Annotated in this window: 24 protein-coding genes and 1 pseudogene; 21 read left to right on the top strand and 4 right to left on the bottom strand. The window is 40.8% G+C overall.

All coding sequences use genetic code 11. The features are described from left to right. Positions 1-11: 11 nt before the first annotated feature. From NQ503_RS15425 to NQ503_RS15405, 5 genes and pseudogenes are all read left to right on the top strand, one after another. Entirely contained in the window at positions 12-1,520 is a 1,509-nt protein-coding gene (locus tag NQ503_RS15425) for a response regulator (RefSeq protein WP_005423323.1), read from the top strand. A 26-nt stretch (positions 1,521-1,546) separates the two neighbouring features. Then, positions 1,547-2,415: pseudogene (locus NQ503_RS15420) on the top strand (carbohydrate ABC transporter substrate-binding protein); the annotation flags it as partial. A 124-nt stretch (positions 2,416-2,539) separates the two neighbouring features. Beyond that, positions 2,540-5,455, top strand: a complete 2,916-nt coding sequence (locus NQ503_RS15415; RefSeq protein WP_005423325.1) for a transporter substrate-binding domain-containing protein — start codon at positions 2,540-2,542, stop codon at positions 5,453-5,455. Positions 5,456-5,509: 54 nt separating this feature from the next. After that, positions 5,510-5,656: a hypothetical protein gene (locus NQ503_RS15410; protein WP_173908585.1), complete on the top strand. Its 147-nt coding sequence runs from the start codon at positions 5,510-5,512 to the stop codon at positions 5,654-5,656. After that, entirely contained in the window at positions 5,625-5,972 is a 348-nt protein-coding gene (locus NQ503_RS15405; protein WP_227233646.1) for a histidine kinase dimerization/phospho-acceptor domain-containing protein, read from the top strand. The genes NQ503_RS15410 and NQ503_RS15405 overlap by 32 nt, the downstream gene beginning before the upstream one ends. 39 nt (positions 5,973-6,011) lie before the next feature. Here NQ503_RS15405 and NQ503_RS15400 read toward each other — a convergent pair whose 3' ends face one another. Then, the gene (locus NQ503_RS15400; protein WP_138344380.1) at positions 6,012-6,272 is read right to left on the bottom strand and encodes a hypothetical protein; all 261 of its coding nucleotides are present in this window, start codon (positions 6,270-6,272) and stop codon (positions 6,012-6,014) included. Continuing rightward, positions 6,266-7,591: an MATE family efflux transporter gene (locus NQ503_RS15395; RefSeq protein WP_005423330.1), complete on the bottom strand. Its 1,326-nt coding sequence runs from the start codon at positions 7,589-7,591 to the stop codon at positions 6,266-6,268. The genes NQ503_RS15400 and NQ503_RS15395 overlap by 7 nt, the downstream gene beginning before the upstream one ends. Before the next feature lie 113 nt (positions 7,592-7,704). Between NQ503_RS15395 and NQ503_RS15390 the strand changes: the two genes are divergently transcribed. From NQ503_RS15390 to NQ503_RS15335, 12 genes are all read left to right on the top strand, one after another. Next, positions 7,705-8,457, top strand: a complete 753-nt coding sequence (locus NQ503_RS15390; protein ID WP_005423331.1) for a helix-turn-helix domain-containing protein — start codon at positions 7,705-7,707, stop codon at positions 8,455-8,457. Positions 8,458-8,536: 79 nt separating this feature from the next. Beyond that, positions 8,537-8,683: an IS3 family transposase gene (locus tag NQ503_RS17795; protein WP_319638773.1), complete on the top strand. Its 147-nt coding sequence runs from the start codon at positions 8,537-8,539 to the stop codon at positions 8,681-8,683. Positions 8,684-8,817: 134 nt separating this feature from the next. Further along, positions 8,818-9,000: a DUF6019 family protein gene (locus NQ503_RS15380; protein WP_044925172.1), complete on the top strand. Its 183-nt coding sequence runs from the start codon at positions 8,818-8,820 to the stop codon at positions 8,998-9,000. 66 nt (positions 9,001-9,066) lie between these two features. Further along, the gene (locus tag NQ503_RS15375; RefSeq protein WP_005423334.1) at positions 9,067-9,417 is read left to right on the top strand and encodes a DUF2116 family Zn-ribbon domain-containing protein; all 351 of its coding nucleotides are present in this window, start codon (positions 9,067-9,069) and stop codon (positions 9,415-9,417) included. 140 nt (positions 9,418-9,557) lie between these two features. Next, positions 9,558-10,163, top strand: a complete 606-nt coding sequence (locus NQ503_RS15370) for a helix-turn-helix domain-containing protein (RefSeq protein ID WP_082246481.1) — start codon at positions 9,558-9,560, stop codon at positions 10,161-10,163. Positions 10,164-10,571: 408 nt separating this feature from the next. Then, the gene (locus NQ503_RS15365) at positions 10,572-11,879 is read left to right on the top strand and encodes a Na+/H+ antiporter NhaC family protein (protein ID WP_044925156.1); all 1,308 of its coding nucleotides are present in this window, start codon (positions 10,572-10,574) and stop codon (positions 11,877-11,879) included. A 150-nt stretch (positions 11,880-12,029) separates the two neighbouring features. After that, a complete protein-coding gene (locus NQ503_RS15360) occupies positions 12,030-12,671 on the top strand; it encodes a MerR family transcriptional regulator (protein WP_005423340.1) in 642 nt (213 codons plus the stop codon). Further along, on the top strand, positions 12,652-12,963 hold the full coding sequence (locus NQ503_RS15355) for a YbjQ family protein (RefSeq protein WP_005423341.1): 312 nt from the start codon (positions 12,652-12,654) through the stop codon (positions 12,961-12,963). Before NQ503_RS15360 ends, NQ503_RS15355 begins: the two co-directional genes overlap by 20 nt. Before the next feature lie 220 nt (positions 12,964-13,183). Next, positions 13,184-14,530 carry an MATE family efflux transporter gene (locus NQ503_RS15350; protein ID WP_005423343.1) on the top strand — a complete coding sequence of 449 codons (1,347 nt, stop codon included), beginning with the start codon at positions 13,184-13,186 and terminating at the stop codon, positions 14,528-14,530. Continuing rightward, positions 14,527-15,606, top strand: a complete 1,080-nt coding sequence (locus NQ503_RS15345) for an endonuclease/exonuclease/phosphatase family protein (protein ID WP_173899186.1) — start codon at positions 14,527-14,529, stop codon at positions 15,604-15,606. The genes NQ503_RS15350 and NQ503_RS15345 overlap by 4 nt, the downstream gene beginning before the upstream one ends. Positions 15,607-15,644: 38 nt before the next feature. Next, positions 15,645-16,832 carry a glycerate kinase family protein gene (locus tag NQ503_RS15340; protein WP_005423345.1) on the top strand — a complete coding sequence of 396 codons (1,188 nt, stop codon included), beginning with the start codon at positions 15,645-15,647 and terminating at the stop codon, positions 16,830-16,832. A gap of 96 nt (positions 16,833-16,928) precedes the next feature. Continuing rightward, the gene (locus NQ503_RS15335) at positions 16,929-17,417 is read left to right on the top strand and encodes an ureidoglycolate lyase (RefSeq protein ID WP_005423346.1); all 489 of its coding nucleotides are present in this window, start codon (positions 16,929-16,931) and stop codon (positions 17,415-17,417) included. Positions 17,418-17,526: 109 nt separating this feature from the next. Here the strand turns inward: NQ503_RS15335 and NQ503_RS15330 are convergent, their stop codons facing one another. After that, positions 17,527-18,927: a sodium-dependent transporter gene (locus NQ503_RS15330; RefSeq protein WP_173899187.1), complete on the bottom strand. Its 1,401-nt coding sequence runs from the start codon at positions 18,925-18,927 to the stop codon at positions 17,527-17,529. A gap of 537 nt (positions 18,928-19,464) precedes the next feature. On the opposite strand from NQ503_RS15330, the gene NQ503_RS15325 reads away from it, so the two are divergent. From NQ503_RS15325 to NQ503_RS15310, 4 genes are all read left to right on the top strand, one after another. Then, positions 19,465-20,169 carry an HAD family hydrolase gene (locus NQ503_RS15325; protein WP_005428516.1) on the top strand — a complete coding sequence of 235 codons (705 nt, stop codon included), beginning with the start codon at positions 19,465-19,467 and terminating at the stop codon, positions 20,167-20,169. A gap of 94 nt (positions 20,170-20,263) precedes the next feature. Beyond that, positions 20,264-21,613: an MATE family efflux transporter gene (locus NQ503_RS15320; protein ID WP_044926286.1), complete on the top strand. Its 1,350-nt coding sequence runs from the start codon at positions 20,264-20,266 to the stop codon at positions 21,611-21,613. A 34-nt stretch (positions 21,614-21,647) separates the two neighbouring features. Beyond that, positions 21,648-22,070, top strand: a complete 423-nt coding sequence (locus NQ503_RS15315; protein ID WP_044926334.1) for an SseB family protein — start codon at positions 21,648-21,650, stop codon at positions 22,068-22,070. A 61-nt stretch (positions 22,071-22,131) separates the two neighbouring features. Beyond that, positions 22,132-22,590, top strand: coding sequence for a ferritin-like domain-containing protein (locus tag NQ503_RS15310; protein ID WP_022388308.1), 459 nt, complete (start codon positions 22,132-22,134; stop codon positions 22,588-22,590). A 78-nt stretch (positions 22,591-22,668) separates the two neighbouring features. Here the strand turns inward: NQ503_RS15310 and NQ503_RS15305 are convergent, their stop codons facing one another. Then, complete coding sequence (locus NQ503_RS15305; RefSeq protein WP_005428512.1) at positions 22,669-23,628, bottom strand: aldo/keto reductase; 960 nt, start codon at positions 23,626-23,628, stop codon at positions 22,669-22,671. Positions 23,629-23,658: the final 30 nt, after the last annotated feature.

Genomic DNA, 23,658 nt, shown 5'->3' with positions numbered 1-23,658 from the left:
AGGACTAAAATATGGATAAAAGACAAAAAATCCTGATTGTAGATGATTCAAAATTAAACAGGGACATATTGAAGGAGATTCTTGGAGATGCTTATAACTATCTGGAAGCCGAAAACGGAAATCAGGCAATCCAGAGGATAGGAGAAAATATTGGAATTGATCTGATGCTTTTAGATATCAATATGCCACAGATGAATGGTTTTGAAGTCTTGAAAATAATGAAAAGAAGCCAGTGTATTGCTGAAACTCCTGTCATCATGATATCTTCTGAAGATGCTGTTGATACTATGCGTAAGGCATATGAGCTGGGAATCACAGATTATATCACACGACCGTTTGATTCTGTGATTGTAAAGAAAAGAGTTCAGAATACCTTGGGCCTCTATATGAACCAAAAGCATCTGATAAATGTGGTTTATGATCAGGTTTACGAAAAAGAAGAAAATAATAATATCATGATCCGAATTATGAGTAATATATTGGGATCTCGTAACAGCGAGAGCAGAGAACACATCCTGCATATAAAAACAGCAACGGAGATGATGCTGAGACAACTGGTAAAAGTAACAGATGCTTATCCTTTGACAGAGGCAGATATTGCTTTGATTACAACTGCTTCTTCCCTTCATGATATTGGTAAGATTCGTATTCCGGAAGAAATATTGAATAAGCCAGGCAGACTTACCGATGAAGAATTTCAAATTATGAAAACCCATAGTGAGCTTGGCGCAGCTATAATTAAGGATATGGACTTTCCACAAGATCATCCACTGGTACATACCGCATGGGAAATCTGCAGGTGGCACCATGAAAGATGGGACGGAAAGGGTTATCCGGATGGCTTGAAAGGTGAAGAAATACCAATCTCTGCACAGGTGGTATCAATTGTCGATGTTTATGACGCACTTACAAGTGAAAGATGTTATAAGAAAGCATTTGATCATGACACAGCGATTCAAATGATCCTGGATGGACAGTGCGGACAATTTAATCCCCTCCTTCTTAAGTGCCTGAAAGAACTGAGTCTTCAGCTTTCAAAAATGTCTGGTAAAGAGATGGACGATAATAAATATTCTCATGAAATACAGAGACTTTCGAATGAAATACTCCGTGATAAATCCTTACCGAACCAGATTTATTCACAGAGTCTTGTCAAGGTCATGCAGGAGAAAATTGATTTCTTTAAATCGAACAGTGGCATAAATTCGATTGATTACAATGCGGTTTCGGGTCAGCTTACTATATTAAACGGAAAACAGCAGATATTATGTCAGCGAGATGATCCGAAATTTAATCTGTTCAAAGAATTTGGAGTAATTGAAGAAGACGTTCAATATATTCGGGATTTGTTACATCAGACATCTGTGCAAAATAAAGAAATCTCTGTGCAGATAAAAGCAACGGTGGAGAATGACAGTCAGATGTACAAACTGAAATTGCATACATTGTGGTCGCCTATGAAGAAAGACGTATATATAGGAATTATCGGGTATTTTGACACTGTAAAACAGAAGAAATGAAAAGGAAATTCAGAGGAGGACTCATAATGAAAAAGAAAAAATGGAACAGAGTTTTGGCTGTGCTTTTGGCGATGGTGACAGCCGTAACACTTCTTTCAGGCTGTGGCGGGAAGAGTGCGGAAAAGAAGATGCAGAAACAATCACGGTGTATTTATGGACCACAAATCTGTATGAGAAATATGCACCATACATTCAGGAACAGCTCCCGGATATCAATGTTGAATTTGTAGTAGGGAACAATGACCTGGATTTCTACAGGTTTCTTAAGGAAAACGGTGGACTGCCGGATATTATAACCTGCTGTCGTTTTTCACTGCATGATGCAAGTCCGCTGAAAGACAGTCTGATGGATCTTTCCATAACCAATGTGGCAGGAGCTGTCTATGATACATATCTCAGTAGTTTTATGAATGAAGATGGAAGCGTAAACTGGCTTCCGGTGTGTGCAGATACGCATGGTTTTGTAGTGAATAAAGACCTTTTTGAAAAATACGATATCCCGTTGCCAACAGATTATGAAAGCTTTGTCTCTGCCTGCGAGGCATTTGAAGAGGTGGGAATCCGTGGGTTTACTGCAGACTATTATTATGATTATACCTGTATGGAAACACTGCAGGGTCTGTCAGCATCAGAGCTGTCTTCTGTAGACGGACGCAAGTGGCGTACCACCTACAGTGCCCCGGATAATACAAAGAGAGAAGGCCTTGACAGTACTGTCTGGCCGAAGGCTTTTGAACGTATGGAGCAGTTCATCCAGGATCAGGGCATAAACACGACATTTCTTCCATTCTTTCAGGAGAAGGGTGAAAAGTGGATTATGACTACGCCATATTTCCAGGTGGCTTTAAACCGTGATCTGACAAAAGATGAAACACGCAGAAAGAAAGCCCTGAAATGTGGTATGGATGGATTCTTATCCAAGCCAATAGTTATTGAGGAATTGATCAGTACATTACAGAAGAATCTGGATCAGGTGTCAGGAGTATAAGAAAAGCCACATAAATAAAGGAAATAGAAGAATGAATAAAAGTAAAAAAAACTTAGCTGTATTATGCACATCTATATTTGTAATCCTGGGAATGTGGCTGATGTTATCAGTACACTGCCAGGCTGCTGGGACGAATAATGATGAAAAACAACAGACACAGACCATCCGTATCGGGGCATTTGAGGATACCTTCAATTATGTCGACAAAAATGGTGTCAGACGGGGTTATGGATACGAGCTCATGCAGGCTCTGGCAGGTTATACCGGATGGAAATTCGAGTATGTGAAATGTGACTGGTCCAACTGTTTTGATAAGCTTGAAAATGGTGAGATTGATATCATGGGTGATATCTCTTACACCGATGAACGTGCACAAAAGATGCTTTTCCCGGATGAACCGATGGGTGAGGAAAAATATATCCTTTATGCTGATTTATCGGATATGGATATTGAAACCTCTGATTTTAAGTCGCTGGATGGAAAACGTGTAGGCGTGCTCTTAGGCACAGAACCTGAAATCATGCTGACAGAATGGGAAAATAAGAATGGCATACATACAGAACATGTAAATGTGAATAATAATGATGATGTCGAAAAGAAACTGGCAAATCATGAGATCGACTGTTTTGTATCTCTGGAGGAATCTATCTGGTCTGAACAGAGAATATCATCCGTTACCACGATAGGTAAATCTGGCATATATTTTGCAATAAATAAAGAACGCAGCGATATCAAGACGAAGCTGGACTATGCTATGCGTCAGCTGGAACAGGACAGTCCTTTTTTTAAGGCAGATCTGTATAAGAAGTATTTTACGCTTGATTATATTCAGCTACTTACAGGTAAAGAAAAGGTCTGGGTGGAAGAGCATGGAGGTATCCAGATAGGATTTTTGAACAATGATCCGGCAATCTTTTCCATGGATAAAGAGACTGGAAAACTTACCGGTATGCTGGCGGAATATATCTCCTATGCCAAAGATTGTCTGGGAAATCAGACACTGGAATTTAATATACAGGCATATGATAATTATGACGAAATGATTCAGGCGCTGCAGAATCGTGAGATTGATGTTGCTTTTTATGCCGGCAGAAATCCTGATTTCGCAGAAAAAAATGGCTATGCACTTACAAACACAGCCTGGACCTACAGCCTGATGGCGGTAACTGATGAGAAAAACTTTGATGAGGATAAGGTGTATACAGTAGCTGTGCCAAAGGAAAAAGAAGCCTTGAAACAGTATATTGCTTTCAGCTATCCACAATGGAAGATTGTAGATTATGATTCGCTTGACGATGCTGCAGATATGGTCATCCATGAAAAAGCAGACTGTTTTCTCATGGGAGCAAGCCAGGCGCTGATATATGATAACAGACAAAATTTCAAGAGTTTTCCACTTACAAATACAATGGAGGCATGCTTTGCAGTAAGAGGCGGAGAGGGAAGCCTTTTATCAATACTGAATAAAACCTTAAAGGCTATGCCATCTGATATGCTTACAAGTGCACTTGCTATCTATGACAGTACACCAGATAAGGTTACATTTTTGGATTTTATAAAAGACAATATGCTTGCTTTTATTGTCACGGCAGGATTTTTGTCACTTGTCATCATTGGCATTATCCTGGTACTTTTATGGAAGGCAAGAAAAGCAGAAGCTGCCGCAAAGCTTGCTGCAAATGATACACAAAAGCTTAATGACAAATTGGAAATCGCTCTGAAAAAAGCAGAAGATGCCAGTTTCGCAAAGACCCGTTTCCTTAACAATATGTCCCATGACATCCGTACTCCTATGAATGCGATTCTGGGCTATGCACAGCTTATGGAGGATGAACTGAAAGAAAAGGATTTGCCTGAAATTTCAGAATACTTAAAAAAACTGCAGCAGTCAGGAAATCTTCTTCTGTCAATCATAAATAATGTACTTGATATGGCTCGGATTGAAAGTGGAAGAATGGAGATTGATGAGAACTATGGCATGATTGAAGATATCTGGCAGACCTTATTTGAAATATTTGATGATGAAGCAAAGAAAAAGAATATTGCACTTCATTATACGATAAATGTAGAACATGAGCACATACTGACAGATGTAACAAAGGTAAAAGAAATATTTGTTAATATTCTGAGCAATACCATGAAGTATACTCCATCCGGTGGTTCTGTTATGATAAACATAGATGAATTACCATGCAGTGGGCCTGGATATATGATAGTGAGGACTAGGGTGAGTGATACAGGAATTGGTATGAGTCAGGAGTATCTGACAAATATTTTCGAGGCATTCACGCGTGAGCGGAATACTACAAAGAGCAAAATTGCAGGAACCGGACTGGGAATGTCAATTGTCAAGAAATATGTTGAACTGCTTGGTGGAACAATAGATGTAGAGAGTGAGCTTGGAAAGGGCAGTACTTTTACAGTTACACTGAAACATAAGATAGCGGATGAAAACTATTATGTAAAAAATTATGCTGAAAATCCAGAAACATATAGTGAAATCCTTAAAGACAGGAAAATCCTTCTGGCAGAGGATAATGATCTGAATGCAGAGATTGCTGAGGCAATACTTGAACGTGCCGGTCTTAAGACAGAGCGTGTGGAGGATGGCATTCAGTGTGTAAATAAGATAGAAAAAATGCCGGCAGGCACATATGATATGATCCTAATGGATATTCAGATGCCGAAAATGAACGGTTATAAAGCAACACAGGCAATTAGACGCCTGCCAGATAAGGATAAAGCATACATACCGATCATTGCGATGACAGCAAATGCCTTTGCGGAAGACAGGAAAAAGGCGTTTGATGCCGGCATGAATGGACACATTGCAAAACCCATTGATATTGAGAAACTGGGAGCGGTTATTCTTTCTGTATTGAATAAGCAGGAAAACTTACAGAATGGAAAGAACAACAGCATGAACGCAAACAGACTGCGTTCATGAGCAAGAAGCGAAAGCGGATTGCGAATGTCCGCTTTAATGGATAATAAAGAGGGAATGAATGAACAGAAAGATAGAAAAACTGACAGGAAAACAACTCAGGTAATAGAGGAAGAGAATAAAACAGTGAGAGTCGGGTATTTCCCATATGCCAATTTTCAGGAAGGCGGCTATGGGGAACACAAGCAGGGAGCAGTCCTCTAATATTTTGAATGGGGTTGTCCTTGCGCAGAACTCTGTTTCGGAAAAGAAAATGACCTTGCAGGATGTCCTTGCAGAGTATGCAGGCTTAGGAATTGTGGTTTCATTAGTGATTATTTTTGTACTACTTCTTCTGGTTTATTCCCTTTCAGTAAGCAGAAAAAAACAGATGGAAGCCCTGAAAGAAGCACAGAATGCAAATGCGGCGAATATTGCAAAAACGACGTTTCTGAACCATATGTCCCATGATATCAGGACACCAATGAATGCAATTATTGGATTCACGGATATTGCCATGAAGAAAAAAATCCTTATGTGATGGCAGATGAACTCAGAATCAGGGAAGTATTGCTCAACATTATTCCGGGGACGGTGTTTTTGATTGTGCTACCTTTTCTGCAAAAGTATAACTGACCTTTCCAAGAAGATCAGTTAACCGGTCCGCGCTTGTCAGTCTTTCGGAGGACTGAATGAAATAGTCGGAGAGCTGATAAGTTTCTTCCAAAAGAAGAGAGGCATCTGACATAACGTCACCCTCAGACAATGCCTGTCCGACAGAAGTAAGCTCTTCAAGTGAAAGCAGCTCTTCGTGCAGACAATAGTTGAGGTATTTTAACAATGAATCGGCCGCAGAAACCATACAGCAACGAGTAATGTCAGAGCTTCTGCTGCAGGAACGGCGAGCCATACTCCAGTCAAACCAAATTTCAAAGGCAGTACAATCAGAAATAAAAGTAATAGTAGGAATGAACGTAAAAATGTGATCAGACCGGAGAAATACCCTTTTCCATATGCCATCATTCGAATTGCAGCAAAAATATTAATTCCTGAAAATAGAAAACCAAGTCCATAAACTCTCATTCCGGACACTGCAATAGGAAATACAGGGCTGGATGTATCTGCGAAACAGGATACAGCAACTGGAGTAAGAAAGTAGGTCAGTGCATAAATGATGATCGGAGCTACTTCGAAAAAGCGACGAGCATAGCTTTCTAGTTTTCGGCAAATTCTTATTTTTCGGTCGCCATACGCATAACTCAGAGGTGGTGCCATGCCCATAGAAAAGCCAAAGTAGACACCGATAAACAAAAACTGCAGATACATGATGATGGAAACTGCGGCGACACCGTCTTCACCGGCAAAGGAGAGTGCAGTGCGGTTAAATACGATGGTTGTAACTGCAATAGCAAGTTGATTGACAAATTCGGATGCACCATTTAGCATACAGTGCATGGCTTCCCGTAAGGATAAGTTATGCAAGGTAAATGAAAGATACTTTTGTTTATGGATAAAATAATAAATTCCCATAGAAAATGATAATACCAGTCCAAGAATTGTTGCTAGTGCAGCACCATAGATTCCCATTTGCATTTGTCCGACCAGAATATAGTCCAAAACGATATTCAAAATACCACCGGACAGTGCAGTTATAAAGCTATATGTGGGGGCACCGTCCACTCGGATAAAATATGTAAACAGTTCCTTACCGATTACGACGGGAGCTGCCAAAAGCCACCAACGTGCGTATGTTTTACACCCTGCAATTGTCACGGGGGTTGCACCGAGTATGGTCAGAATTGCTGAGAGATTCGTAAGAATCATCAGGGAAACGAGGCATCCAAGCAAAATAGCTGCAAAAGAGCTGGCAGAAAAGGAGCGGTCTGCTTCCTTTTTTCTGTTTCCTCCAATGTACAAAGCTGTGACAGAGCTGCCGCCGGTAGCAAATACAAGTGCAATTCCGGTCAATACATTTACAATAGGATAAACAATGTTAATAGAAGCCAGTGCATTGGTTCCGACATATGTAGAAACAAAAATACCATCAATAATGGTATAGACTGTGTTAAATAATGATGTTAGATATGTCGGAACAATAAATTTTAATAGTTTTGTGAATCGAACTTCTTTTTCAGAAGCAAAAATTAAAACATTTTCCATAAAAATTTCCTCCCTTGATGGAAGTATAAACCTTAAAGTAGCTTGAAGGTCAATGTGAAAAATAGTATAGTGGATAAATAGTAGTAAGTTTTTAAACCAGGAAGGGAAGAATCATGGATAAAAAATTTCAAATTGGAGAAATAGCCCGTTTTTTTGATATGCCAGCATCTACGTTTAGGTATTGGGAGGATAAGGGGATTTTACATCCCAGAAAGAAAATTGAAAATCAATATCGGGAATATGCAATTGAAGATTTAATGACCATTTCAGATGTCATTTTTTATAAAAATCTTGGGTTAGAGTTAAAGGAAATTCGTGGAATGGATGCCGCAACGCCTGAGCAGCATGGAAAATTATTTTCTGAGAAACTTGTAGAATTGGAACATCAACAAGAACTGCTTGCACGTCGGATGGAGAAATTACGCTATCATATGAAGGCGTTGAAGACATTGGAGGAATTGAAAACACAGATATATCAAGAGTCTGATATTGATACAGCTTGCATTGTATCTTTTGACTTGATTGAAAGGGACAAGCTGCGTCAGTATATTGAAAATCCATATCTTTATTCACGGGTGCAGCATACGCAAACACTTCCACAGGAACAACGTGGGCTTACTATACCAGCGGAAATGAGTTCCTCATTTCCAAAATCCAGTATTCTTTGGCAAAAAAAGGCAAATCGATATGTAACTTTTTTGCTTAGGGAAGAAGTGACAGAGGGGTTTCCTAATAACCTGCACGAACACTTATCACGTATTCAGAAATCATACCGTACTGGTGCAATCATCAGCCGCTTTTTGCTCTGCGCTCAGGAAAACGGAAAGACATATGATTTCTATAAGACGTTTATAGAAATCATATGAAAGAGCAACATTTATAGCAACTGTGAAAGCACTGACCAACTACGAATGACTTAGTGATAATGACAATCTTAATGAATGCATAGCCGATATCATTACAAAGATTCATGATGAACATCCAGATATAGAGAAATACATAGATTATTACACAAACAAAAGAGTTCAACGAAATCTTGGGGTGCTTACACCAATGGAATTCCATGAACGAAAACTAGAAAACGTCGCATAAACAACCCGGTACATAAACTGTACCGGGGAAGAAAAAAATTTCGTTATTTAATTTGTCTACTTGACGGGTAGCACACCAATTAAATCTCTTAAAACAGATGAAATCTCAATCAGAATTTGGAGAAGTTAATGATTATGTGGAATGAATTAGGCATAAGTGGAGGAACCGCAATTGTTATTTTGATCGCACTGTATTTCGTTATCAAATGGGCAGTGAAAAATGGTATTAAAGAAGCCTACAGTGCTATCACTGGAAAGAAAACGTATGAAGATGTCAGAAACGAAAAAGAACTCGGATTTGAGTTAGAAGATAAATAAAAGTTTGGAGAATTGAGAAAATCGTGAGCTGTTGAATGAATTTTTGAGGATTACGGAGGAAACAGTATGAAAAAATGCAAATATTGTGGTAAAAAACTAAAGGATAATTTTGAATTTTGTAACAGTAAATGTGAAAATTGTTATGAAAAGATGATGGATAAAGACAGCCATAAAATCAAGTATTTTATATTAGGCATTATTTTGGGTTTCGTAGTTATGTTTTATGGCATTATTTCTAACAATAATGTCTTCATAATAGGAATAGGAATTATAGTAATGGGTATGGATGTTGTTTTATTGCCATTTACAACTCCCGAAACAATAAATTTTCTAGGATATAAAAAGTCGAAATTTGCAGGAAGAATATCAGGTATATTGCTTATAATAGTTGGAGTATGGATGTGGTTTATTCAGTGATAAATTCTAGTTTGTATAATTGAAAAATTAAAAACGCGTAGACAACTGTGTCTATTAGTGAAAATACGATATTTCTCGCTTTGTGTCGTGTTATTTGCAGATAACAGATTCTATATTTGATGATGAAAGGAGGAGTTGAGGTGGACCAAGTAAAAATCGGGAATTTTTTAAAAAAACTTCGCAAAGAAAAAGGCATTATACAGGAGCAGTTGGCAGAAATATTAAATGTCTCTGGAAGGACCGTATCCAGATGGGAAACCGGAAACAATATGCCGGATATCAGTATTCTTGTGGATATTGCAGATTATTATGATATCAGCATTCCTGAGATTATCAGTGGAGAAAGGAAAAGCGAGATGATGAACGAAGAAGAAAGAAAAATTGCTAAAACAATGTCAGATTATGCAACTACAGAGAAAGAGAAGATTTTTAAGGAAATGAAGCTCCAAAGTGTCATGGGAGTTTGTGCATTGGTTCTATACTGGATTCTGCATGAAACAGGTGCATATATGTATAATGATGTGTTAGGAAAGCTTACCGGTTATTGTGAGACCTTGGTATCTGTGTCAGTCATAATGATGGCAGCATTTACGACAGGATCTTTAAGCAAGGTGCGGAGCAAGAGTAGGAAAGTTTTTGTGTTCGAAAATTTCCCAAAACCTATGCAATTAGTTGTAACTGCAGTTGTTGCTTTTGGTGGAGCTGCTGTGATCAAGCTGGTACTGGTGTATTTTTTCGGCTTATAAGTATTTTCAAATTCGTATTACATACTATGGAAAAAGAACTTTTTGATATTTTCACAGATGCGTGATAATATGATTATAGAAAAAGAGTGCTACCGATAGACGGTTAGTCCGTTTTACTATTTAGAATATCTATCAAAGATAACCGCTTAGTTTTGCAGACAGGGTGGGAATTTGGCAGAGAGAAAAAGAGCCGGGATCTCTGTTTTGGCACGCAGTGTACGGAACAGGGAAAGCCTACTGATGTCTGGGATTGACAGAATCAGAGAAATAACCTATTATAATTACAGAGATAAAGATTTTTACATGGGAAGCTTAGCCTTCCCATATTTTACTTTATAGGAAATGTTCAATAACAGAAAGTTACTCTGCAATATTTTCCTATATTATGAAAAGGATGAGGTTTGTATAATGAAAAAAGAAAAAGGAAATGTCATCGCTCTTCTGCCAATTGGTGTATTTCTCATACTGTATCTTGGTCTGGGAATTTTATTTGAATATATAATGAAGATTCCGATGGGATTTTATAATGTACCGATCGTGGTTGCATTTCTTGCTGCGATTCTGGTTGCCTGTTTGCAGAACAGAGCAGTAAATTTTGACAGGAAACTGGAAATCATGGCACATGGTGTTGGGGACAAAAACATCATTACAATGCTTTTAATCTTCCTGGCAGCAGGATCCTTTGTTGGTGTGGTTGGAAGAAATAGTGCAGAAAGTGTAGCATATTTTATGCTGACACTGATACCGGCAAGATTTTCTGTAGCAGTTTTATTTGTGGTTGCCTGTTTTGTCTCTGTAGCGATGGGGACTTCTGTTGGAACGATTACACTTCTGGTACCAATCGCGGCAGCTGTTTCCAGTGCATCAGATTTTGATCTTGCATTTTGTGTTGCATCGGTTATGGGTGGAGCAATGTTTGGAGATAATCTTTCTTTCATTTCGGATACGACGATTGCGGCATGCAATGGACAGGGCTGTGAGATGAAAGATAAGTTCAGAGAAAACTTCTGGATTGCATTTCCGGCGGCTGTTGCAACTCTGGTCATAATCCTGATTCTGTCGTTTCAGACGGAGATCCAGGGACATATCAGTCAGGATTATCATTTACTTCAGGTGTTACCGTATGTATTGGTGCTGATTGGCGGTATTATCGGAATCAATGTTTTTGTGGTGCTTCTTACTGGAATTGTTTCCGGAGCAATCATCATGCTTGCAGGAGGGCATATCACTCCGGTGGAACTTCTGACCAATATGGGATCAGGCGTATCAGGAATGTTTGAAACCTGTATGGTTGCGATTCTGGTGGCAGCGATGTGTGCCCTGATTCGTGAATACGGTGGTTTTGATGCACTTCTTAACTGGATTCACAAAATTTTCCACGGAAAGAAGGGTGGCCAGCTTGGCATGGGACTCCTTGTCGGTACCATGGATATTGCGACTGCAAATAATACGGTAGCTATCGTCATGGCAAATCCGATCGCCAAAGAGATGGCACAGGAGTATGGAATCACACCCCAAAAGACTGCCTCCTTACTGGATACTTTTTCCTGTATCTTTCAGGGAATCATTCCATATGGTGCACAGATGCTTGTGGCAATTTCTGCAGTCAATGAGTTGGGTGGAGAACTTTCTGCTTTTCAGATCATACCGAAGCTTTTTTATCCAATGTTTCTTCTGCTTGCATCCATTATTACTATAATAAGAAGTGATTCATGATGCGCAGCAGGTGACAGAATACGTGAATGAACTAAAAACAGAAATTTTCAAAAAACACTTGACCTTCCACCTTATGGAAGCTGTATAAAACAGATACAGACAGGGAGTTGAACGATTTCCGGAACTGTCGGGAAAGTAAGAGGTAGCACGATGAAAATCAAACAGGTGGAAGAACTTGTGGGAATCACAAGAAAGAATATTCGGTTTTATGAAGATCAGGGACTCCTGAATGTGGAGCGTGCAGAAAACGGATACAGGGAATATCATCAGGCGGATGTTATCCGGCTTCAGGAGATTAAATTATTCCGCAAGATGGACATTTCCATAGAAGAAATGAAACTTCTCTTCGAAAAAAAGAAAAGCCTGCAAATCTGTTTGGAACAACATCTGAAAGAACTGGATCATCGTAAAGAAGGTCTTTCGAAGATGCAGGATATGTGCGAGCGACTGATCCTGGAACACCGGTCACTGGAATCTCTGAATGCAGAGGACTGTCTGGAAGAAATCGAGCAGATGGAGAAAGAAGGTGCAAAGTTTATGAACGTAAACAAAACGGATGTCCACAATAAGAAAAGAAAAGGAGCAATCATAGGTGCAGCAGTTATGACACTGCTTATGCTTCTTACGATTATAATTATATTCTGGGCAAACATACAGGATCCAATTCCGACAGGATTGTTTTTGCTGTTGGAGGGAATTCCGATAGTGATCATTGTGGGAACGCTCATAGCACTTGCAGGAAGAATGAAAGAAATCGAAGGAGGAGAAGAAGATGAAGCTTCTAAGTATTGAATATATTCCAGGTGTGGATTTTGAGCCACTGGGAATCGTAAAAGGAACTGTTGTACAGACAAAAAATGTCGGCAGAGATTTTATGGCAGGTATGAAAACATTGGTTGGCGGTGAAATCGTAGGTTACACAGAAATGTTGAATGAGGCGAGACAGATTGCCACGAAGCGTATGGTAGATGAAGCCAAAGAAATGGATGCAGATGCGGTGATTGGTGTGAAGTATGGATCTTCACAGGTTATGTCAGGGGCAGCAGAAGTGATCGCTTATGGAACTGCAGTGAAATATAAATAAAAAGATCGTCAGACAGATATAAAAAAGAATACAGAACAGATTGGAGATCTCACATCATAGTCAAAGGTGGTGTGAGATTTTTTTTAATTGAATAGTAATGTATATAATGTTTCGTAAGATATGGGTGATATCTTAGAAATAGGATGAAAACATATGACAAACAATGTATAATAGGAATAATGGATGAATCAAAAGAAATAAAAACGGATGAGGAATTTAAATGGAAGGAAATTTAACAAAAGGTCCTATTTTGAGGACACTGACGAAGCTTGCGATTCCAATCATGGCATCGTCATTTCTTGGGACTTTATATAACATTACAGATATGGCATGGATTGGGCTGTTGGGTTCGAAAGCCGTTGCCGGAGTTGGTGTAGGAGGCATGTTTACCTGGTTTTCACAGGGACTGGCTGCCATGGCTCGAATGGGAGGACAGGTACAGGTTGCACAATGTATCGGTCGTGGTGAAAAAGAAAAAGCACATGGTTTTGCACAGGCGGCGGTGCAGTTGGCTGCTTTTATGGGGATGGCATATGCGCTTCTGTCGCTTGTGTTTACGAAACAGATGGTAGGATTTTTCCAGCTCGCAGATGCGGAGGCACATGCAGCGGCCATGTCCTATACAAAGATTGCATGTGGGTTGATTGTATTTTCCTTTATGACGCTGACGCTTACAGGCATTTATACAGCTCAGGGTGATTCAAAAACACCGTTTCTGGCGAATCTGATTGGACTTGTGACCAATATGATCCTGGATCCGGTCCTGATTCTCGGACCAGGACCATTTCCGAAGCTTGGGGTGACAGGTGCAGCGATAGCAACGGTGACAGCGCAGGCAATTGTTATGAGTATTATGGCCCTTGCAGTTATCATACGGAAAAAAGAAAATGTACTGAAAGGGATTCATCTTTTGGCTAAAATCCCACGCGAATATCTGGGAGGAATCTGCAGAATCGGAATTCCAACAGCTGTTCAGGGAATGGCGTACTGTGCGATTTCCATGGTTCTGACACGAATGGTATCGGGATATGGCGCAGAAGCAGTTGCAACACAGAGAGTCGGCGGTCAGATTGAGTCAATTTCCTGGAATACCGCGGATGGTTTTGCTGCAGCTTTGAATGCGTTTATCGCACAGAATTATGGAGCAGGGAAAATGGATCGTGTAAAGAAAGGATACAGAGCCTCTTTATGGACAGTTGGTATCTGGGGAATATTGATCACGTTCGCATTTGTCTGTTTCCCGCGGCCAATCGCAGAGATCTTTTTCCATGAACCGAAAGCAATTACAACAGCAGTTGGTTACCTGATCATCATTGGCTTCAGTGAGGCATTCATGTGTGTGGAACTTACAACGGTCGGGGCATTGTCCGGACTTGGAAGAACAAAACTTTGCAGTATTATCAGTATTACATTTACCAGTGCGAGAATCCCGCTTGCAATCATCCTTGGGGGCCTTATGGGACTCAGTGGAATCTGGTGGGCTCTTTCTGCAACATCGATTGTCAAAGGAATCATATTCACCTGTACATTTTTCTGGATCACCAGGAAGAGAGGACAAAGCATATGAAAACAGCAAAAAAAATTTTTAAAATTGTTGGAATCATTCTTGGAATTATCATACTTGCACTGATCGGATATATCATTTATTTATTTGCAAGTTATCATCGGATTGAGGATAATCTGCCACTTGAGGTGGAATCCCATGCAGCAGACGCGGAACTTACAACAGAAAAAGAATATTCCGCGCTTACATATAATATCGGATTTGGTGCATATACACCGGATTTCAGCTTCTTTATGGACGGTGGCAAGTTTTCCTGGGCGAAGAGCAAAGACAGTGTGCTAAAAACGGTTCAGGGGGCAGGAGAGCTCGTTGCTTCTTATGATCCGGACTTTGCGCTTATTGAGGAAGTGGACTTGAATTCCACGAGAAGCTATCATGTAAACGAATACACAATCTTGAAAGAATGTCTGGCAGATTATGACACGGTATTTGCACAGAACTATGATTCGGCATTTTTGTTCTATCCATTTACCCAGCCACATGGTAAGAGCAGATCAGGTCTGGCCCTGTTTTCCAGATATCCGGTGACGGATTCTTTGAGAAGACGTTTTCCGGTATCCACATCATTCAGTAAATTCTTTGATCTGGACCGCTGCTACAGTATTTCCAGAGTTCCGGTCGATAACGGCAAAGAATTTGTGATCTTTGAGCTGCATATGTCTGCATATGGAAACAGCGATGCGATTCGCGAAGGACAGATTCGTATGCTGGCTGAGGATATGCAGAAAGAATATGAAGCAGGAAATTATGTGCTTTGTGGTGGTGATTTCAACCATGATCTGAAAGCAGCAGAGGATGACTCTGCAGATAAAGAGTCCTGGGCATACCCTTTCCCGAGAGAAGAACTTCAGGAACATTTTGCGTTCTGCATAGATCAACTGACCGCGCAGGAAAAAAATGACCTTTGGGACAGTGCTCGTAATGCAGATATGGAGTACGTGCCGGGAGTGACTTACACCGTTACATTGGATGGATTTATTATATCTGATAATATAGAATGCGTTTCTTATGAGGACATCAATACAGGATATTCTTACTCCGACCACGATCCGGTATACTTGAAATTCAGACTGAAATAAAATAGCATTCTTATAAAAATAAGAAGGAGAGACATCAGATGAAATTTTTGTTTGCTTCTGATTCATTTAAGGGAACTTTGTCTTCTCCCAAAACAGCAGAATTACTTACACAGGCAGCCCGGGAGATATTCCCGGACTGTGTCTGCGACAGCATAGAAGTAGCAGATGGCGGAGAAGGAACAACAGAAGCAGTACTTTCAGCAGTCAAAGGAACAACAATTCCCTTGAAAGTGCACGGACCTTTATGGGAAGAATTGACATGCAGCTATGGTATGCTGGATGAAAAACGGGCAGTTATGGAAATGGCTGCGGCATCTGGCCTTCCGCTGGTTTCGGATGAGAAACGGGATCCGAGATATACAACTTCTTATGGAACGGGTGAGATGATACGGGATGCTCTGGAGAGAGGATTTCGTGATATTTCCATAGCGATTGGAGGTTCTGCTACCAATGATGGTGGAATTGGATGCATCCGTGCTCTGGGAGGTCGTTTTCTGGATGAAAATGGCGAAGAACTGAAAGGCTGTGGAGGAGATCTCATTAAAATAAAAAAGATTGATATATCCGGACTGAATCCGCTGATCAAAGAATGCAGATTTACAGTTATGTGTGATGTGACCAATCCACTTTGTGGTAAAGACGGTGCAACTTATACATTTGGCCGGCAAAAGGGCGCAACACCTGAGATTCAGGATGAACTGGAAAAAGGTATGTGTAACTATCGTGATATCATCCAAAAGCAATTTGGCATGGATATGGATAACGTAAAAGGTGCCGGAGCTGCCGGTGGCCTTGGATCCGCTTTGATGGTATTTCTGAATGGCACATTGAAATCAGGAATTGAAACAGTCCTTGATCTGGTTGACTTTGACAGACGCCTGGAAGGGGTAGATGTAGTAGTTACCGGAGAGGGAGCTACAGACTGGCAGTCCGTATTTGGAAAAGTCATGCAGGGCGTTGGTATACACTGCAAGGCGCATGGTATACCGGCAGTGGCAATTGTTGGAAGTATGGGCAAAGGGGCAGAAGATATTTTTGAATATGGAATAGAGTCGATGATTACGACTATTAACGGTGTCATGACACTTCCGGAAGCATTGGATCATGCGGAAGAATTGTATCTTGGAGCGGCCAGACGGCTGTTTCGTATGCTGCGTGCAGGAAGGAAACTCTCAGTTGCTGTGAACGGAGTGAACAGTAACGACTCTCATAAGAGGGCAGAGTAATTAATATAGGTTTCCTTGAGGTTGTCAGGCGGTTATGGTATACTGAGTCTAGCAAAATTTTAATGGGGTTTTTATCAAAAAGAGGAGGTTTTTACAATGAGAGAAGTAAAAGCGATCAAGATCAACGTAGCAGATTTTGCTCCATATGGAACATTCTGCAACATGACAGAGCCGGAAGGCTATCCATTACAGGGAGAAATCCATAAGTTCTATCCGGATCGTATTTCCGGAACTAGTATGGGAAGTATTGCATTTTCTCCAATTGCAGTTCGCAAAGATGAGAGGATTATCAAAGCAGCGGAATATCATACAACGACATGGGAAGGAATTGTAGCACTGGATGATGATATGATCATTCATGTAGCACCGGCATCCGGCGGGGTACCGGTTCCGGAACTTGCCAAAGCATTTATCGTACCGAAGGGATGCATGGTCAAGATTAATGCAGCAATCTGGCATCTCTGTCCACTTCCGCTGAATAATGAGGAGCTTCATGCAATGATTATTCTTCCGGAATGCACCTATGCGAATGACTGTACCGTCGTTGATTTCGAAGAAAAAGACTGGTTCAAGATTACCGTATAAGTATAAAAATATATACTAAAAACTCCTCCAGACGAGCTGTTTCCCTAAAGAAAGCAACCGGTATGGAGGAGTTTTATTTAGCGTCAGAGCATTTTGGGGACATTCAATATTAGAAGATCAGATCTACAAATCCGGTAGATACCAGGAACAGGATCAGCATAACGAGCGGTACCACATATCGAATCATAAAGCGATAAAGACCGGCACGTTTGAAGTGTTCGCCATTGCGTTCTACTTCGCCTATGATCCAGTCCGGACCAATTACCCATCCGATCAGAATGCTGGTCAGAAGAGAGATAAACGGCATCAGGAAACTGTTACTGATATAGTCCATGACATCCAGAAGCTGCCCTACAGACCCATTTGGAAGTTTCAGTTCAAAGTACAGCTTGTTATATCCAAGGCAGATTACTACAGCTGTGATCAGAGAATAGATACCGACAGCCCCACACATTTTTTTACGTGGTTTGTGATAAAGTTCCATGCAGTTGGCAACCAGAGTTTCCATAACGGAGACGCAGGAGGTAAGTGCAGCAAATCCCATCATCAGAAAGAAAGCAATTGCTACAGGTTGTCCCAGAACACCCATTGAATCAAATACTTTGGGTAATGAAATGAAGATAAGGCTTGGTCCGGAAGCCATGCCATCTGTGCCAAGAAATACAAATACAGCCGGGATGATCATCATTCCTGCAAGGAAAGCAACGCCGGTATCAAAAATTTCAATCTGGTTTGTTGCTTTGTTCAGATTGACTTCATTTTTTACATAAGAACCGTAGGTGATCATGATTCCCATGGAAACGCTTAAGGAGAAAAAGAGCTGGCTCATTGCATCCAGAAGAATTTCCAGGAAACGCTTCACAGTGAGCCCACTGAAATCTGGCTTTACATAAAAAGCAAGTCCCTCCATACCGGTACGGACAGTTCCGTCTGCATCGGTATGTGTCAGTGTCAGTGAGAAAATCGCGATGATCAGGATCAGAAGAATCAGTCCTGGCATGATGATCTTGGAAAATTTTTCGATTCCTTTTTCTACACCGCGATATACGATCCATGCGGTCAGTGCAAGAAAGACCAGCATAAATACGATCGGTGCAATATCTGATGTGATGAAAGCTGTAAAATATCCATCAGCCGCAGCATCTTTTCCATCAGATATAATATAGGTAACAAAGTATTTCGTGATCCAGCCACCAATGACAGAGTAATAGGTCATGATCAGTGTTGGAACTATAAATGTCAGTTTACCAAGAAATTTCCATTTCGGATTGAGCGCTTCAAAAGCCCTGAGCGCATTTTTCTTGGTTTTTCGACCGATTGCAACATCTGTTGTCAGTAATACAAATCCGAAGGTCAGTACCAGTACCAGATAGACCAGCAGGAATAATCCACCGCCGTCTTTGGCACAGAGATATGGGAACCTCCAGATATTTCCAACACCTACGGCACTTCCGGCAGCAGCCAGAACGAAGCCGATCGATCCGGAAAAACTACTTCCTTTTTCCTTCATTTTCAATTTCCCCCCTACATAAAGTTTAATTAAGGGCCAGAAAATATCTGACCCGATGTCTTTATTTTAACGCAAATAAGTATGTGTGTAAATGGTAGAAGTAGAGAGTTTTTTATATCAGATGTGAGATGACTCCCACCTCTGTAGGTGGTGAGCAACAAAATTATATCAGTGGTGGGATTCAATCTCCCATCTGATATAGCCTCCGGCAGGATTGTAGAGATGCACAGAAGAATATGTCATGCATTGCATGACGTGCATCTCGCAGCAAGAATGCCGAGGGCATTCTTGAACAAAAATATGGAAAGAAATTCTCCGGCACATTCAGTGGAATCGTAAACAATAATTGTGAATACAGACAATATATGGCATAATAAATATAATGTTAATTGTAGATCTTTGGAAGAAAAGCAGGTGATCAAGTGGTTAACAAAGAGTTTTTTGGTGAAGCAAGAATGTAGAATTCAAAAGGGAGATTCCGACTAAACGTGAAAAGTTTTTGAAAGATATCATAAAAAAGTTAAAGGATACCACAATATGAATGACAAGATAAAAGTCCTTTTTCTGGACATTGACAATACGCTTCTGGATTTTGATGCGGCCGCATCCTGGGCAATGGAGCAGTGCTTTCAGAAAGCGGGACTGGAATATAAATCAGAAATGTTTGCTGCTTTTACAGAGGAAAATAATAAGATCTGGCAGCGTATCGAACGCAAAGAACTGACGATGGACGACCTGTTTTATGTGCGCTGGCAGGCAATTCTTGGGCATCTTGGACTGGAGGCTGACGGAGTTGAAATGGAAAAAGAATTCCGTATACTTCTCAACTTAAGCGCTGTACCGGTTGATGGGGCAGAAGAAATTCTTACATATTTAAAAGAGAAAGATTACTGTCTGTGTGCGGCAAGCAACGGACCATATGGTCAGCAGATTAATCGTCTGAAGAAGGTAGATATGTTGAAATATTTTGCGCACTGTTTTGTTTCCGAAAAAGTAGGAGCAGACAAGCCGGGCAAAGCGTTTTTTGATGGCTGCATGAAAGAACTTCCGGGAGTATGTCCGGAGGAATGTATGATGATAGGTGATTCCCTGACTGCGGATATTACCGGTGGCAGGGCTTATGGAATGTCCACATGCTGGTATCTGCCTTCGGTGGAAAAGTATAAAGAAGAAAAATTGAAAAGTGGAAAACCAGCGGACTACATCATTCATGATTTACTGGAATTAAAGAAGATTCTGTAGTAGTTCAAATTGACATGAGAGCACTGGGAGACTTATAATTTATCAGTCAGAAAAGTTATCTGAGAATGAAAGAATTACATATAGAAGGTGAAAAATGTCAACATCTATGACAAAGGGCAGCCCGCTGAAACTAATGCTTCAGTTTGCACTGCCGCTGTTGATGGGGAATCTCCTTCAGCAGACTTATAATATTATTGACGCGGCAATCGTAGGTCAGATTCTTGGTGCTGATGCGCTTGCAAGTGTTGGATCGAGCAGCAGTGTACAGTTTCTGGTTTTAGGCTTCTGTATTGGATGCTGTGCCGGTTTTGGCGTTCCTGTTGCCAGATATTTTGGCGCCGGGGATCATCGTACTATGCGAAATTACATATTTAATGGCGCGGTACTTACAGCAATTATTGCGGCAATCCTTATGATTGCCTGTTCGTTATCCTGTGGACAGATCCTGCATCTGCTTTCTGTTCCGGATAATATTTTTGGAAATGCGTATGCATATCTGATCGTCATTTTTATCGGAATACCATTTACACTGCTGTACAATTATCTGTCCAGCATTCTGCGTTCTGTAGGCGATAGCCGGACACCTTTCCTGTTCCTGGGGTTTTCAGCAGTCCTGAATATTTTCCTGGATCTGTTCTGTATTATTGTTTTGAAATGGGGCTGTATGGGAGCTGCGATCGCAACGATCACAGCACAGGCGATCAGTGGAATTCTCTGTTTCTTTTATATAAGAGGGAAGATGCAGCTTCTTCGCCTGGAGAAAGAAAACATGATCGTGCAAAAGGATGCGGTAAAGGAACTTCTGGGCATGGGACTTCCGATGGGATTTCAGTTCTCGATCACAGCAATCGGGAGTATGGTCATGCAGGCGGCGAACAATGGACTTGGAAGTATTTATGTTTCTGCTTTTACAGCGGCTATGCGTATTAAGCAGTTCCTTCTGTGTCCATTTGATGCGATTGGAACAGCAGCATCTGTATTCTGCAGTCAGAACCTTGGCGCGCGTCAGGCAGACAGGATTAAAAAGGGTGCACTTGAGGCAACGATCGCAGGATGCATTTATGGTTTTAGTGCCGGTCTGATCCTGATTTTCTTCGGAAGACCGCTTTCCATGATCTTTCTGAGTAAAAATGCGACTGCAGTTCTGGATGCTTCAGCCAAATATCTGAGATGTCTTGGATTTTTCTTTGGAATCCTGGGAATTCTGAATGTGTGCAGAATGGTGACGCAGGGGCTGGGATATTCCGGAAGAGCTATTTTCTCAGGTGTTATGGAAATGATCGGACGAGTAATTGTAAGTGTTGGATTTGTAGGAACTATGGGTTATACAGCAATCTGTTTTGCAGATCAGGCTGCATGGATAGCGGCCAGTTGTTATATTGGACCGACCTGCATCTGGTGTATCCGCCGTTCCATTAAATTACTGGAAGGAAAACAGGCATAAAATCCTGAAAAATAAATGAGGAGTAGATATGATCATGAAAGATTACAAAGCAGATGAGGGACTTCAGGGCAATGATAAAATAGAAAAAGCAATTGCCGGGCTTCAAAAAGAAACTACACAGGAGATGCTGGCGCATACACTTACCGTTATCCGCAGACGCATGAAAGATGCTGGTCAGCTTATCATTGCTGTAGAACCGCCCAGTGGTGACGGTCAGCTTCGCCTGGAAGCAGTCAGAACAGAAGATGGTAAGAACTGGTGGGTTGCATTTACCAGTTTTGAAGAGGAACTGAAAGGCGGCGGAAGCGTCAAATCAACGTTTTTGACGGATATCGACAAATTATTTGAACTGACTCTTCAGACAGATGAGATTGAAGGTGTGATTCTCAATCCATGGAACCGTACCATTATGTTGGACAAATATCTGATTGAGATTATTTTGGGAAAAACTGCATAAATTTTTCTATATGACAGATACTATCATCGTATTGCAAAATGAAAGAGAGGAAGCAGGTACGATGATATTAAAAGAAAAAGAACGCACAACGATTGAAGACTTACAGACACAGGAAAAAAGCTGCATTGAGAAATATGGCAGATATGCACAGCAGGCAAAAGATCCTGAGCTGAAAAATCTTTTTCAGACTTTACAGCAAAAAGAACGTGAACATTATGATTCTCTTGACTGTGTGCTGAGAGGAGAAGTTCCGCAGTGCAACTGTAATGACAGTGATGGACGAGATTATCAGCCAAAGGCAACTTACACAGCAATGAGTTCACCGGAGGATAAACAGCAGGATTCATTTCTTGCAACAGATTGTATTGCGACAGAAAAGCTGGTGTCAGGAGAATATAACTCAGAAGTATTTGCTTTTGGCGACAGCGGTGTGCGCAAGCTGCTTGCAGATATTCAGGTAGAAGAGCAGAATCACGCAGAAATGTTATATAAATACAAAATGGCCAATAATATGGCATAAAAAAGAGAGACTATGACTCAGAACAATGAGTCACAGTCTCTTTTTGCATATAGATCCGAGCTGCTAATATAAGAAAAATCAGTCTGCATAATATTCTTTAAGGAATGGAATAGAAAAAGTTCCCATTGCATCTTTGAGATCTTCGATATTTCTTGGACCATAAAGTGGAAGGCAGGTGAAATCACGACAGGTCAGATAACCAAGGACTGCCTGTGTAAGTGAAATCTGATATTCTTCCATCAGTCCGTGAAGTCCTTCGGCAATCTTGAGATTTTCTGGTGTGTAGTATTCAGAATTTCTGACAGCATCAGCACCGCCGGCATATAATTTGTGGAAAAATCCACTGGCTACAGACATATATGGCATGGCCAGATTCTGTGGATTTTCTATATGATATTGCTGCATTTCTTGATCCATGATCTTCAATGTATCGTCTTCAAGAGGTTTCATGGAAGCAGAAGCAATATTAAACAGAGCTTCATTTGCGACAAAACCACGGTATCCTTTGGATGCTGCATAAGCATCGGCTTCTTTCATACGTGCAGTACTCCAGTTGGAGCATGCATAATAGCGAATCTTACCTTCTTTTCGAAATTCTTCCATAACTTCAATTAGTTCACTGGCAGGAATCGCCTCATTATCTCTGTGATAAAAATAAACATCAATATAATCAGTACCAAGCGCGCGGAGAGAAAGTTCCAGATCGTGACGCATATTTTCTGCTGAAATCCGAGAAGCATGCATGTCCGGAACGGCAGGTGTCATATCCGGATGTCCGCCTTTGGAGACAAGAATAATGTCATGACGTTTCCCGCTTTCGCGAAGCCACTGTCCAAGTACACGTTCACTGCGGCCGATTTCAGAAGGAATCCAGTCGGCATATACGCGGGCAGTGTCATAAACGGTTCCGCCCATATCCAGAAAAGCATCAAAAATTCTGAAAGCATCCCCTCCATCCCATTTGATACCGGCATTTACGCAGCCCATTCCCATTGGAGAAAGCTCAAGGTCTGTGTTTTTAATCGTTATTTTTTTCATACTATATCCCTTTCCTGTTATGTGATACGA

Origin of the sequence: Blautia obeum ATCC 29174 (genome assembly GCF_025147765.1) — a bacterium.
Lineage (GTDB): Bacteria > Bacillota > Clostridia > Lachnospirales > Lachnospiraceae > Blautia_A > Blautia_A obeum.
The sequence above is the reverse complement of the archived record's forward strand: the minus strand, read 5'-3'. Positions and strand labels throughout refer to the sequence as shown.